The sequence below is a fragment of the Plantibacter sp. genome (assembly GCF_059073635.1).
The window spans coordinates 38072-51124 of the sequence record NZ_JCACOF010000009.1 but is presented as its reverse complement, the minus strand read 5'-3'; the positions used below and the strand labels follow the sequence as shown (position 1 = coordinate 51124).

Below are 13053 nucleotides of genomic sequence, written 5' to 3'. Positions count from 1 at the left end.
CTCCTCCGGACGTCGGCTACTCGGCCTGTGCCTCGGCCTTCGCCGCTGCGATGGCGGCGTGCACCTCGGACATGTCGAGACCGCGCACCTGCGAGATGAGGTCCTCGAGTGCCGGCGCGGGGAGGGCACCGGCCTGCGAGAAGACGAGCACGCCGTCGCGGAACGCCATGAGCGTGGGGATCGACGTGATCTGCATCCCGCTCGCGAGCTCCTGGTTCGCCTCAGTGTCGACCTTGGTGAACACGACGTCCTGGTGCTGCTCGCTCGACTGCTCGAAGACGGGGCCGAAAGCCTTGCACGGGCCGCACCACTCGGCCCAGAAGTCGACCAGGACGATGCCTTCGGCCGACACGGTGTCCTCGAAGTTCGAGATGGTCAGTTCCTGCGTGGTCATCGTGTGCCCTTCGGATCGGTGGTCGGACGCGTCGCATCCGACTGACGAGCCTACCCGCGGACGACGGGCCGTCCTCCCCTTGTGCCGCGCCGCGGTCAGTCGCCCGGGCGGCGTGCGATCCGGGAGGAGCAGGAGCCGGCGCTGTCATCCGCGACATGATCAGGAGCACCCCGCCGAGGACCGGCGAACAGGACGCCGCCACCGACGACGATGCCGCCGATGACCCCTCCGAGGAAGCCGTAGCCGTCGCCGCTGCTGTTGACGAGGATGACCACGCCGACGGCCAAGGCGAGCACACCGATCCCGAGGACGGACCCAGGACATGACGAGATAGGTGCGGGAACGCGCGCGCTCCATGGAACGTCGGCCGGATGCCGTACTGGGTTCCGACGTACTGGGCCCAGCGTGAGCCGGTCCACCACCTCGTCGCCGCGCGGTCGACACGGAGTACCAACCGGCACCGGGACCGTCCTGCTCACCCGGCAATGGACGGACCACGTCGATGACCACCGGGGCGCCGACCGGCTGCGGGATCCGCCGCACGGCCGTCGTCTGGGCGGCGATACCGAACCAGAGCAGCGTCAGGAGGAGCATCGGGAATCCGTTGAACGACAGGTGGCTGGACAGCGCGCCGAGGCTGAACTGCGCGATCGCCAGCACGAGGAAGACCGAGCCGAACACCCAGGCCAAGCTCGGCTGCTCGGTGGTCGCCCAATCGGTCCCGGGCTTCCCGTTCTTGACCCTGAGCCCCGTCCAGTGCGAGCCGTCCCACCATCGGAGCTGATCCGGCCCCGTCGGATACCAGCCCAGCTGCGGTCCGGACGGCAGCTGCGACGGCGACGCCATGGGAGTCGGCGCCCGCAGTGCGACCGGCACCTGCTGCTGCACCGGTGGCGCGGCGTCGGCCTCCTGAGCAGTCCACTGCGTTCCATCCCACCAGCGCAGCTTGCCCGGCGTCCCCGCCTCGTACCATCCCGGTGCAGCGGTCATCGCTGCTCCTTCCCCCGAAGATCACGCTCATGACGTCCATGCAGCGCCCCCAGTGTCCCGTCTGCGAGTCATCGCGGCAAGCCGCCGTTGTCGAACATCGTGCGAGCCAGGTAGGTTGACGGCGACGCGACGAAGGGACCACCGTGGCCAGACGCAAGACGCCGGAGCAGATCGCCGACGAGGAACGTCGCTACGAGCTCGCGCGATCGGCGAGCACGTTCGAGGAGTTCTCCGTCCTCGCGAACGACCCCAATCAGGCGATCCGCGCCGCTGCGGCGCACAACCCGGCAGCCGACCCAGCGGCGTTGGAGCTCTTCCTCGAGGACCGCTTCTGGGGTGCGCGCATCGAGATCGCGCTGCACCCGAACGCGACCGACGAGCTCCTGCTCCGCCTCCTCGAAGCCGATCCGCGCAAGCGCGGCGTCGTCCACCACGAGGCGGAACGCCGGCTGGCCGCGAAAGGCGTCCGCTTCGACGACGACGGCCTCCCGCTGATCGGCGACGCCGGCACGAGCGCTCGTTGAGCCCGTACAGCCAGGTCGACTGGGACGCGAGCCCCGAGCATCCTTCGTCGGTCGCCGAACCGTATCTGATGGGCACCGGTGTCGTCACCGACGAGGACACCGGGAGTCGCCCGCTCTCGCCACCGCACCGTCATCCGGACGCCATGCTCGCCTGGTGCTACCGCGGCACCGTGTGGGTGCATCTCCCGAACGCGATGTGGCGCCTCGCACCGGGTCAGGGCGTCTGGATCCCAGCACACACGCCGCACACCGCGCACCACGAGCGCGACTCCACCGGGTGCTACACCTACCTCCCCGCCACCTCGCTGATCGCGCCCGTCGAGACCGTCACCCAGGTCCTGGTCCCGCGTGCGGTGCAGGAGATGTTGCTCCACCTCGGGATCAACGACATGCCGACCGACCTCCGGGTCCGTGCGCAGGCGGTCCTCATCGAGATGCTGCAGCAGCCCGCGCCGGAGACGGCGGACGGCTGGGGCGAGATCCCGATGCCGTCCGACGATCGTGTCCGTCCGCTCGTCCGTGCGATCCTCGCCGATCCGGGTGACCTCCGGGGCGCGCGCGAGCTGTTCGACGTGCACGGCCTCCACGAGCGCACCGTGCTGCGGATCTTCCAGCACGACACCGGGATGAGTTTCGCCCGGTGGCGGACGGGCGTCCGGATGACGCTGGCGGCGCGGCTGATCATCGACGGCATGCCGATCGGGGCGGCCGCGCACCGGTGCGGGTACGCGTCCTCGAGCGCCTTCTCCGCGAGCTTCCGAGCCCGGTTCGGCATGACCCCTCGGGAGTACGTGGCACGGGTGCAGGCGGACCCCGCCCACCAGCTCTACTGGCGCTGATCCACCCGGGCACGCACCACCGTGTCGGATCCGCGACAGAACTCGTCGGTTCCTCGACGCTGTCGCGCGCGGAAGCGCCCTACGATCGTTCTGTTAGGACATGCTTACCTAACTTCTGGATCGCCAGCGGTGATCCCACTCCCCCCTCTTCAAAGGAGCCCCATGCCGCACGCTTTCGCGCGCCCGAACGTCCGCCGAGGATCCACCCTCCTCGCCGCCGTCATCGCCACCGCTCTCGCCCTCGCCGGATGTTCGGCCGCCACCGGCGACACCGGATCGACGACGGCATCGACCGACGGCGTCGTCATCGAACACGCCCACGGTGAGACCGTCATCCCGGAGAAGCCGGAACGGATCGTGGCTCTCGGGTGGATGACGCCTGACATCGTCGCCGCCCTCGGCACCAACCCCGTCGGCATCGAAGAGGTCTGGGGTGCCGGTGAGAGCGGCTACCAGCCCTGGTTCGAGGACTACGTCTCCGAGGCGTACGGCGAGATGCCCGAGATCATCCCCTTCACGGACGACGGCCCGAACTACGAGGCGATCAAGTCCCTGAAGCCCGACCTGATCCTCAGCCTCTACTCCGGTGTCACCGACATCGAATACGAGCGGCTCACCGAGATCGCCCCGACCGTCCCCTACATCGAGGGACCCTGGAACCCGGGCACCTGGGAGGGCATGACCCGCACCGTCGGGAAGGCGATGTCGGAGGAGGCCAAGGCCGAGGAGCTCATCGGCGAGACCGAGGACCTCATCACCTCCCTCGCCGACGCACACCCCGAGTTCGACGACAAGAGCTTCGTCTGGGGCCTCACCCTGAACGAGGGCGGGACGGACCTCGGCGTCTACCTCGAGTACGACCCGCGGGTCCGCATCACCGAAGCGCTCGGCTTCACCTCGACCTCGGCGATGGACAGCTTCCTCGCGAGCGCCGAGGGCGACAACTGGTACACCGGCGTCAGCCTCGAACAGCTCTACGACGTGGACGCCGACCTGTTCGCCGCATGGGGCGGAAGTGCCGAGGAAGGGACGTACACGGTCGAGAACGCCGTGGTGTCGCGCTGGTCGCCGATCGCCGCCGGGTCCTACGTGATCTACGCCGACGCCGCCAAGGCCTCGGCGATCAGCGCGCCGACCGTCCTGTCCCTGCAGTACGTCCTGCCCGGCTACGTCGACGACCTCGCAGCGGCACTGCAGGGCGAGCCGACCATCGACGGCAAGTGACGTCGGAGATCTCCCGGACCGCCGCCCCGTCAGCAGCGCCTGCTGCGGGCGGGGCGGCGGACGTCCCGATGCCCGGTGGGGCCGGACGCGCAGACGTCTCGCCCCACCGCACCGGGACCCTCGCCGTCGGGCTCCTCGTCGCCACGGTGGTGCTGATCGCCGCAGCCGTCGCCTCACTCGCCATCGGCAATCGGGCCATCGATCCCCTGACCGTCGTCCGCGCGCTCGCCGCCTACGACGACGCGAACCCCCTGCACCTCATGGTCATGGAGCTGCGCGTCCCACGGACGCTGCTCGGCATCCTGGTCGGTGCGGCGCTCGCCGTCTGCGGCGGGCTCATCCAGGCCTTCACCCGCAACCCGCTCGCCGACCCGGGCATCCTCGGGGTGAACGCCGGCGCGTCGTTCGCCGTGACCTTCGCGGTCGGTGTCCTGGGACTGACGACTCCCGGCACCTACGTCCCGTTCGCCCTGGCGGGTGCGTTCATCCTCACGGTGATCGTCTACGCGCTCGGATCCGTCGGGGCCTCGGGTGCGACCCCGATGAAACTGACCCTCGCGGGGGTCGCCCTCGGTGCCGCCTGCACCGGTTTCACCACCGCGATCGTGCTGCGGGACGAAGGAACCCTCCAGGTCATGCGCTTCTGGAGCGTGGGATCCATCGGAGGCCGCACCCTCGACCAGCTCACGTGGGCTGCTCCGCTGATCGTCGCGGGCCTCGTGATCGGTCTGCTCTGCGCCCGGTCGCTGAACGCCCTGACCCTGGGAGACGAGCTCGCCCAGGCGCTCGGTGCGCGAGTGCGCAGCACCCGGGTGTGGGTCGTCGTGGCCGTCACCCTCCTGGCGGGTACGGGCGTCGCGGCCGCCGGTCCCATCGCCTTCGTGGGACTCATGATCCCCCATGTCGTGCGGTGGTTCACGGGCCCCGACCAGCGCTGGGTGCTGACGTACTCGATGGTGATCGGCCCCGCGTTCCTGCTGCTCGCAGACGTCCTCGGCCGGATCGTGTTGCCGTCCGGAGAGCTCCGGGTGGGGATCGTCACGGCGCTCCTCGGCGCTCCCATCCTGATCATGCTGGTGCGTCGGAAGCGGGTGAGCGGACTGTGAGCGTCATCGACCATGGACGACGGCTGATCCGCGTGGAGACCGCGCACATCGCGACGCTCGTACCCGTGCGGTCCGTCCTCGTGTGCCTCGGACTCGTCGTGGTGATCATCGGAGCAGGGCTGTTCGCGACGACGATCGGAGCGTACGAGATCGGCTTCGACGCGGTCATCCGGGCGATCGTCGACCCCGCGTCCGACCCGGACGTCCGCCAGGTCGTGACCGAGTGGCGACTGCCGCGGGTGCTGTTCGCGGTGCTCTGCGGAGCGGCACTCGCGCTCGCCGGAGGCATCTTCCAGTCGCTCACCCGCAACCCGCTCGGCTCACCGGACATCATCGGGTTCGGTGTCGGCGCGCAGTTCGGCGTCACGCTGACGATGCTCGTCCTCGGGCTCAACACCTACCTGTTCAAAGCCGCCGGGGCACTCGTCGGCGGCCTGCTGACCGCCCTGCTCGTCGCCGTCCTCGCGAACCGCCACACCATGTCGTCCTTCCGGCTGATCATCGTCGGCATCGGCGTCTCGGCAGGGCTCGGCTCCCTCACCTCCTGGATCCTCATCTCCGTCAGCGTCGAGCAGGCGATGATGGCGGCCACCTGGGGTGCCGGATCCCTCGCCTCGCTCGGCTTCGACCAGCTACTCCCCGCCGCCACGGCCTTCGTCGTGTTCGCCCTGCTGGCGCGGCCACTCCGACGCTCGCTGCCCGTGCTCGAGATGGGCGACGACGCCGCCATGGCCCTCGGAGTGCGCCCTGGACGCACCCGGCTGATCGCCATGGTCGTCGGTGTGGCCCTCGTGGCGCTCGTCACCGCCGCCGCCGGCCCGATCTCGTTCATCGCCTTGGCCGCCCCGCAGATCGCTCAACGGCTCACCCGCTCGAACACCCCGATGGGCCTCGCGCCGGTGATGCTCACCGGAGCCGCCCTGGTCGTCGTCTCCGACGCCGTCGCCCAGCTGCTCGCGGTCCCGGTCGGCGTGGTGACGCTCTCGGTCGGTGGCATCTATCTGACCTGCCTGCTGGCCGCCCAGTTCGTGCGCCGCACGTGAAAGGAACTCCCATGACCACGTCGCTCCTCGCCCGCGACCTCACCCTGGGCTACGGCGATGCTCCGATCGTCTCCGAGCTGTCGCTCGAGGTGCCGGACGACTCGTTCACGATCATCATCGGACCGAACGCCTGCGGCAAGTCGACCCTGCTCCGCGGACTCGCACGGCTCCTGCGCCCGACCGCCGGTGCCGTCCTCCTCGACGGGGCGGACATCCGCGCGTCGAAGCCGAAGGACACCGCTCGCCGACTCGGGCTCCTCCCCCAATCCGCCATCGCCCCCGACGGGATCACCGTCGCCGACCTCGTCGGGCGTGGGCGGTTCCCGCATCAGAGCGCGATGCGGACGTGGAGCAGCGCCGACGAAGCGGCCGTCTCGGAGGCGATGGCCGCGACCGGGGTCACGGAGCTGTCCCGCCGGCTGGTCGACGAGCTCTCGGGCGGCCAACGGCAACGCGTCTGGGTCGCGATGGCACTCGCCCAGCAGACGAAGCACCTGCTGCTCGACGAGCCGACGACCTTCCTCGACATCGCGCACCAGATCGAGCTGATGGAGCTGTTCACGGATCTGCACCGCAGCGGCACGACCCTCGTCGCGGTCCTCCACGACCTCAACCACGCCGCCCGCTATGCGACCCATCTCGTCGCGATGCGCGACGGCGCGATCGTCGCCCAGGGCGATCCGCAGGAGATCATCACCGCCGACCTCGTGGAGGCCGTGTACGACCTGCCGTGCCAGGTGATCACCGACCCCGTCTCCGGTACCCCGCTGGTGCTCCCGCTCGGACGGCGGAGCCGGTGAGCGGGACGACGACGAGTACGCCGCGGCGCCTCTTCGGCATCGCGCTGGGAGCGGACGGTCGCGGCGCCATGCTCATCGCCGCGACCGGCCTCCTCATCGTGCACGCCCTGTCGGAGGCGGCGATCCCCGTCATCATCGGGGCGACCATCGACCGCGCGGTGGTGCCGTCCGATCCGGTCGCCCTCGGGGTCTGGATCGGGGTCCTGGTCGGGACCTTCCTCGTCCTGACGGTGAGCTACCAGTCGGCGTCGCGCCTCATGGTGTCGATCTACGGGCACGGCGAACAGGCGCTCCGGCACCTCACACTCTCCCGGATGCTTCGGCCGCAGCTCTCACGACAGAACCTTTCGGCGGGTGAGGCCCTGACGGTCGTCACGTCCGACACCTACCGGGTGGCCGGGGTCGCCTGGTCGGTCGCGCAGCAGTCGGCGACCATCGCGGCCATCATCGGAGCCGCGCTGGCGATGTCGGTGATCTCGCCCGTGGCGACGATCGTGGTGTTCGTGTCGACCATCGGGATGATGCTCGTCATGCGCGTCGTGTCACGCCCGTTGGAACGCCGCGGCTTCGCCGAGCAACGGGCGGCGACCGAGGCCGGAGCGGTGGCCGCCGACTTCATGAGCGGGTTCCGAGTGCTCGTGGGCATCGGCGGGCGTGCTGAAGCCGTCCGGCGATATGACGCCGCCAGTGACGTCTCACGACGCGCAGCGACGGCCGCCGGGCGGTCCCTCGCCCTCTTCGACGCCGTGAGCGGCACGCTGGCGGCGTTCGTCATGGCCGCACTCGTCGGCCTGTCCGCCTGGTTCGCCGCGGAGGGGCGGATCAGCATCGGCGAGCTCGTGACGGTGCTCGGCCTCGCGCAGTTCATCAGCGGATACCTCGCACAGGCGGGATCATTCCCGTCCAACTGGATCCACAAGCTCGCCTCCGCCAAGCGCTTGGCCGCGGTCGTCGACGCCGACGACCTGCTCGAAGTGGGCGGTCGGCCGGACGAGCTGTCCGACTCCGGCCCTGCGACCGACGTCGTGCTGTCCTTCCGCCCCGAACACCAGGACCGACCGGTGGACGTCCGTGCTGGTGAACTGCTCGGCGTCCGGCCGCCCGACAGCGACACGGCGCGCGCCCTCTCCCGTCTGCTCGGCATGCGGACCCCCGCCGAGCGCGGCAGCGTCTCGCTCGCCGTCGACGGCAGACTCGTCGACCAGCTGGACCTCGACCCGGTGGCGTACCGCCGTCGTGTGGTCGCGCCACCGCACGGCCAGCGCATCATGAGCGGCACCCTGGCGGAGGCGGTCCGCGGTCATGACGTGACCGGCGACCCGGATGCGGTGTTCGTCGGCATGGCGGCGCTCGACGACGCGGTCGTGCAGCTCGGCGGCTGGTCGTCACCGGTCGGTGAGGCGGGCAGACGGCTCTCCGGCGGGCAGCGCCAGCGCGTCGGCATCGCCAGGGCGCTCCATGCCGGTGCGGACGTGCTCGTCCTCGACGAACCGACGTCGGCCGTCGACGTCCTCACGGAGACCCGCATCGCCCGAGCACTCGCGGCGCACGACGGCACCGTCGTCGTCATCACCACCTCGCCGGTCCTGTTGAACGCCTGCGACAGGGTCGTCGAGCTCACTCCCGGTTCGGAGACCCGCCATGATTGATCCCGCCACGGAGCCCACCACCGCCGAGATGCTCCCCGTCGCCGAGGGCTCCCGCGTCCGAACCGTCGTCGGTGCCCTCCTCCGACGACACCGCGGACGGACCGCCGCCGTGGTGGTCCTCTTCCTCGCAGCCGCCGCACTGGGTGTCGTGATGCCCGCGTGTCTCGGGCGGATCGTGGACGCCGTCGCTTCCGATGCCGGGCTGAGCGTCGTCTCAGGCTGGGTGGCCGCAGCCGCCGTCGGCGCTGTCGGGGCCGTCGCGGTGACGCTGTGGGCGACTCGGGTGCTCACGGGGCTGGTGCAGGACCTGCTCGCCGAACTGCGCGAGGACGTGTTCGCCTCGGCCATGCGGCTCCCGGTGAGCACCGTCGACGACGGCGAGCGTGCCGATCTCCTGTCCCGGGTCACCGGCGACGTCGACGCGGTCGCGGAGGCCGGCGGGAACGTCGCCCCGACACTGCTCTCCGCCGGGTTCGCGATCGGGGTGTCGGCCGTCGCCCTGGCAGCCGTCGACCCGTGGCTCGCGCTCGCCGGTCTCGCCTCGGCGCCGTGCTACGTCCTCGGGACCCGTGCGTTCCTCCGGCGATCCCGAGTGGTGTTCCGCACGGTCCGGATCCGCGAAGCGTCGCGCAGTCAGGCCGTGCTGGACGCGGTCGACGGCGCGGAGACCCTCGCCGCGTTCGTGGGCACGGACCACGCGCTCGAACGTGTCCGGGAACGCGCGGCCGCCTCCATCGACGCGCAGATCGAGGGCGTGCGGGTCGCGAACCGCTTGTTCCGATGGATCAACTCGGGTGAGCTCATCGGACTGTCCGCGATCCTGGCGACCGGCTTCCTCCTGAACCTGCAGGGAACGATCACCGTCGGGCTCGTGACCACCGCCGCGCTCCTGTTCCACCGGCTGTTCGATCCGGTCGGCCGGCTCATCTTCGGGCTCGACGACATCCAGCGGGCCACGGTCGGGCTGGCTCGGCTCGTCGGGGTCATCGACCTCGCAGCAGCGTCGTCCGCGATGCCGGAGTCGCCCTCACCCGTCGGCGGTGCCGCAGACGGTGTCACCGCACCGCCGGCGATCCGAGTGCGCGACCTGACGTTCCGGTATCCGACCACGGACCGTGGGATCGCGGAGGTCACCATCGACGTACCGCCCGGTACGACCACAGCGCTCGTCGGCACGTCCGGCTCGGGCAAGAGCACCCTGGCGCGGGTCGTCGCCGGACACCATCCCGCGACGTCGGGGCGGGTGCTCGTCGGCCACACCCCGTACTACCTGTCGCAGGAGCTCCACCACTTCCGTGGCTCGATCGCCGACAACCTCCGACTCGGGGCTCCGGACGCCAGCCGGGACGAGATGGTCTCGGCGCTCCGTGCCGTCGGGGCCGAGTGGGCGGTCACCGCGTTGCAGGACGACCCGGCGGCGGACCCGACCGGGTCGAGGCCGTCGCCCGTGCCGCTCGACGAGGGACGGATCCAGCAACTCGCGGTCGCTCGGGCGTTCCTTGCGGACCCGGCGATCGTGATCCTCGATGAGGCGACGGCCGACGTCGGGCTTGCACCATCGCGACGCCGTCGAAGCGGCGATCGCCGTCCTCCGGACGGACCGGACCGCGCTGCTCATCGCGCACCGGTTGGAGCAGGCCGCCACCGCCGACCGGATCGCGGTCTTCGCGGACGGTCGGATCGTCCAGCACGGCACGCACGCGGACCTCCTCGCCTCCCCCGGCCCCTACCGCGAGTCCTGGCTCGCGCACAGCCCGCATCCGACCCAGCACACCGAACCGACCCGAGAGGCCGAGACGCCATGAAGATCCACCGCGGCATCGTGACCGCAGCGACACCCCTGAGTCCGAACCTGATCCGCATCACCCTCGGCGGTCCGGGCGTCGAGGACTTCGTCAGCACCGGCACGGGTGATGAGTACGTCCGCGTCTTCTTCCCCCACGGCGCCGACCCGACGGACGTCTCGCTCCCGGTACCGTCAGGTGACTGGTGGGAGACGCCGGAGGGCTCACCACAGGCACCGATGCGGACCTACACGATCAGCGCCGTGCGGCAGGACCCCGTCGAGATCGACATCGACTTCGTCGTGCACGAGGCCGGGGTCGCGGGGCCGTGGGCGGCCCGCGCCGAGCCCGGGCACGTGCTCGGCCTGAACTCGCCCACCGGCCTGTACGCGCCGCCCGCCGACCTCGGTTGGCAGGTCCTCGTCGCTGACCTCACCGGTCTTCCCGCAGTCACGCGCATCGTCGCACAGAGTCCGCCCGGACTGCGGACCCGCGTGGTGCTCGAGGTGCCGAGCGAGCAGGATCGGATCGCGGTCGAAACGAACGACGACGTGACGGTCACCTGGGTGGTGGGCGGCAACGGACACGGCCCGAGTGCGCTGGGCCGACTCGTCCGGAGTGTCGTGGACGAGCGCCTCCCGCTCGATCAGGGCTACATCTGGGTGGCGGGTGAGACGGTGGCCCTCCGCGACGTGCGCAAGTATCTGCGCAAGGAGCTCGGGCTACCCGCCACCCGCTTCAAGGTCGTCGGGTACTGGACGCCGATCACCGCGTGGGACGAGAAGTTCGCCGCCCTCCCGGCGTCCGTCCAACAGGAGCTCGACGCGATCTGGACGACCGAGGAGGACGCTGAGCCGGAGGATGTGCAGATCCGGTTCGAGGAGCAGCTCGACCGCCTCGGCCTCTGACCGCGGTGGGGCGTGTGCCCACGCGCCACCATCACCCCAGGAGGCCGACCGGTGCGATCCACACGGTGGACTCCCCCGGAACCGCGCCGGCTTGGAGTGCGCCCAGGACGACGGCATCGTGCTCCGCCTCGAGCGGGAACGGCGCGGTGCCGAAGTTCGTCACGACCTGCCAACCGTTCGGCCGCACGAATCGGACGACGTCCGGCCGCCCCGTCTCGATCCACTCGAGGCGCTCCTCGGTCTGCAGCAGTCGTCGCAGCCGGAGTGCCTCGCGGTAGAGCGAGAGCGTCGAGGTCGGATCCGCTGCCTCCACGTCGACCGCGTACTCGGCGAACCAGGCTGGTTGCGGCAGGTGCGCGACCGCACCTCCGAAGCCGAAGGCCGGTCCGTCCGCCGACCACGGCAGCGGCACGCGGCAACCGTCGCGGCCCAGCCCGTCGTACTCGCCGCCGCGGAAGAACGCGGGGTCCTGACGCTGCTCCGCCGTGATCGCGGCGACCTCCTGCAGGCCGAGCTCCTCCCCCTGGTAGAGGTAGGTGCTGCCGGGAAGTCCGAGGAGCAGGAGCGTCGCCGCTCTGCGCGCGTCTGAGCCCCTGGTCGCGATCGATGTCGGCCTCAGGTCCGCCCGCCGCGACCCACTCGGTGCCCTGCTTCACCGGGCGCCCGGCCAGGGGTGGGAGTCCGTACCGCGTGGCGTGACGGGTCACATCGTGGTTGGACAGCACCCACGTCGTCGACGACCCCGTCTCCGCCGCCTGTGCCAGGTTGTCGGTGATGACCGTGCGGAACTCGTCGGCATCGAAGTCCGCCTCGAGCAGGTCGAAGTTGAAGGCCTGGCCGAGTCCCTCGGCCGATGCGTACTTCGCCCGGCGCTCAGGTGAACTCACCCACGCTTCGGCGACCGCGGTGCGCGGCGGGTCGTACTCCTCGAACACCCGCCGCCACTCGGCGTAGACCTCGTGCACGTCGTCGCGGTCCAGGAGCGGATGGTTGCCGTCCTGCGGCATCAGTTCCAGTTCAGCACGACTCGGCAGCGGCTCGGTGAGGTCCTTCGTGAGCATGTGCGCGACGTCGATCCGGAAGCCGTCCACGCCCCGATCCGACCAGAACCGCAACGTCTTCAGGAAGTCGGCGCGGACCTCGGGGTGGTCCCAGTTGAGGTCCGGCTGTTCGGTGGCGAAGTTGTGGAAGTACCACTGGCCGTCCTCGACCCGCTCCCAGGCGGGGCCACCGAAGACCGACTCCCAATCGGTGGGCGGTTCCTCCCCCGATGCGCCCTTCCCCTCGCGGAAGACGTACCGGTCGCGAGCCGCCGACCCGCGGCCGGCGGCGAGCGCCTCCTGGAACCACTCGTGCAGATCCGAGGTGTGGTTCGGCACGATGTCCACGATGACCCGGATCCCGCGCTCGTGCAGGGCGGCGATCAATTCATCGAAGTCCTCCAACGTGCCGAGCCGCGGGTCGACGTCGCGGTAGTCCGCGACGTCGTACCCGCCGTCGGCCAGCGCCGAGGGGTAGAACGGACTGAGCCAGATCGCGTCGATCCCGAGCTCGGCGAGATAGTCGACCCGGGAGCGGATGCCCGGCAGGTCGCCGAGACCGTCCCCGTCCGCGTCGGCGAAGCTCCGCGGGTAGATCTGGTACACGGCGGCCTGACGCCACCAGCTGGCGGCGGCCGTCTGCTGGGAGTCGGTCGAGTCGGTGTCGGTGTCGACGAGTAGTGCCTCGGTCATGAACGTGTGGTCCTCGAATGCTCAGGTGGTGATGGAGGGGATGGTGTCGGTCGCCCGGC

At 70.5% G+C, this 13053-nt stretch carries 10 protein-coding genes and 1 pseudogene; 8 read left to right on the top strand and 3 right to left on the bottom strand.

The genetic code is table 11. The annotated features are described in order from the left end of the window. Positions 1-16: 16 nt before the first annotated feature. A complete protein-coding gene (gene trxA, locus AC5JOC_RS10230; protein ID WP_056006082.1) occupies positions 17-394 on the bottom strand; it encodes a thioredoxin in 378 nt (125 codons plus the stop codon). A 159-nt stretch (positions 395-553) separates the two neighbouring features. Beyond that, positions 554-1384 (bottom strand): DUF2510 domain-containing protein, encoded by an 831-nt coding sequence (locus AC5JOC_RS10225; RefSeq protein WP_494246402.1) that lies wholly within the window; start codon positions 1382-1384, stop codon positions 554-556. A gap of 143 nt (positions 1385-1527) precedes the next feature. Here AC5JOC_RS10225 and AC5JOC_RS10220 point away from each other — a divergent pair, with 143 nt between their 5' ends. The 8 genes from AC5JOC_RS10220 (at position 1528) to AC5JOC_RS10185 (ending at position 11261) form a co-directional block, all read left to right on the top strand. Beyond that, positions 1528-1908 carry a hypothetical protein gene (locus AC5JOC_RS10220; RefSeq protein WP_494246401.1) on the top strand — a complete coding sequence of 127 codons (381 nt, stop codon included), beginning with the start codon at positions 1528-1530 and terminating at the stop codon, positions 1906-1908. Further along, positions 1905-2747: a helix-turn-helix transcriptional regulator gene (locus AC5JOC_RS10215; RefSeq protein WP_159878645.1), complete on the top strand. Its 843-nt coding sequence runs from the start codon at positions 1905-1907 to the stop codon at positions 2745-2747. The genes AC5JOC_RS10220 and AC5JOC_RS10215 overlap by 4 nt, the downstream gene beginning before the upstream one ends. Positions 2748-2909: 162 nt before the next feature. Beyond that, on the top strand, positions 2910-3971 hold the full coding sequence (locus tag AC5JOC_RS10210; protein ID WP_086473372.1) for an ABC transporter substrate-binding protein: 1062 nt from the start codon (positions 2910-2912) through the stop codon (positions 3969-3971). 68 nt (positions 3972-4039) lie between these two features. Continuing rightward, complete coding sequence (locus AC5JOC_RS10205) at positions 4040-5077, top strand: FecCD family ABC transporter permease (RefSeq protein WP_494246484.1); 1038 nt, start codon at positions 4040-4042, stop codon at positions 5075-5077. Next, entirely contained in the window at positions 5074-6120 is a 1047-nt protein-coding gene (locus AC5JOC_RS10200; RefSeq protein ID WP_494246400.1) for a FecCD family ABC transporter permease, read from the top strand. The genes AC5JOC_RS10205 and AC5JOC_RS10200 overlap by 4 nt, the downstream gene beginning before the upstream one ends. 11 nt (positions 6121-6131) lie before the next feature. Next, on the top strand, positions 6132-6920 hold the full coding sequence (locus AC5JOC_RS10195; protein ID WP_085510797.1) for an ABC transporter ATP-binding protein: 789 nt from the start codon (positions 6132-6134) through the stop codon (positions 6918-6920). Further along, positions 6917-8569 carry an ABC transporter transmembrane domain-containing protein gene (locus AC5JOC_RS10190; protein ID WP_494246399.1) on the top strand — a complete coding sequence of 551 codons (1653 nt, stop codon included), beginning with the start codon at positions 6917-6919 and terminating at the stop codon, positions 8567-8569. Before AC5JOC_RS10195 ends, AC5JOC_RS10190 begins: the two co-directional genes overlap by 4 nt. Next, complete coding sequence (locus AC5JOC_RS10185) at positions 8562-11261, top strand: siderophore-interacting protein (RefSeq protein WP_494246398.1); 2700 nt, start codon at positions 8562-8564, stop codon at positions 11259-11261. The genes AC5JOC_RS10190 and AC5JOC_RS10185 overlap by 8 nt, the downstream gene beginning before the upstream one ends. Before the next feature lie 31 nt (positions 11262-11292). Here the strand turns inward: AC5JOC_RS10185 and AC5JOC_RS10180 are convergent. Beyond that, a pseudogene (locus AC5JOC_RS10180) lies at positions 11293-12994 on the bottom strand (glycoside hydrolase family 13 protein). Between the last annotated feature and the right edge of the window lie 59 nt (positions 12995-13053).

Excerpts from the sequence above, each read along its gene's own strand:
- AC5JOC_RS10185 (WP_494246398.1), top strand. The coding sequence starts at position 8,562 with ATGATTGATCCCGCCACGGAGCCCACCACCGCCGAGATGCTCCCCGTC.
- AC5JOC_RS10225 (WP_494246402.1), bottom strand. The coding sequence starts at position 1,384 with ATGACCGCTGCACCGGGATGGTACGAGGCGGGGACGCCGGGCAAGCTG.
- AC5JOC_RS10205 (WP_494246484.1), top strand. The coding sequence starts at position 4,040 with ATGCCCGGTGGGGCCGGACGCGCAGACGTCTCGCCCCACCGCACCGGG.
- AC5JOC_RS10210 (WP_086473372.1), top strand. The coding sequence starts at position 2,910 with ATGCCGCACGCTTTCGCGCGCCCGAACGTCCGCCGAGGATCCACCCTC.
- trxA (WP_056006082.1), bottom strand. The coding sequence starts at position 394 with ATGACCACGCAGGAACTGACCATCTCGAACTTCGAGGACACCGTGTCG.
- AC5JOC_RS10195 (WP_085510797.1), top strand. The coding sequence starts at position 6,132 with ATGACCACGTCGCTCCTCGCCCGCGACCTCACCCTGGGCTACGGCGAT.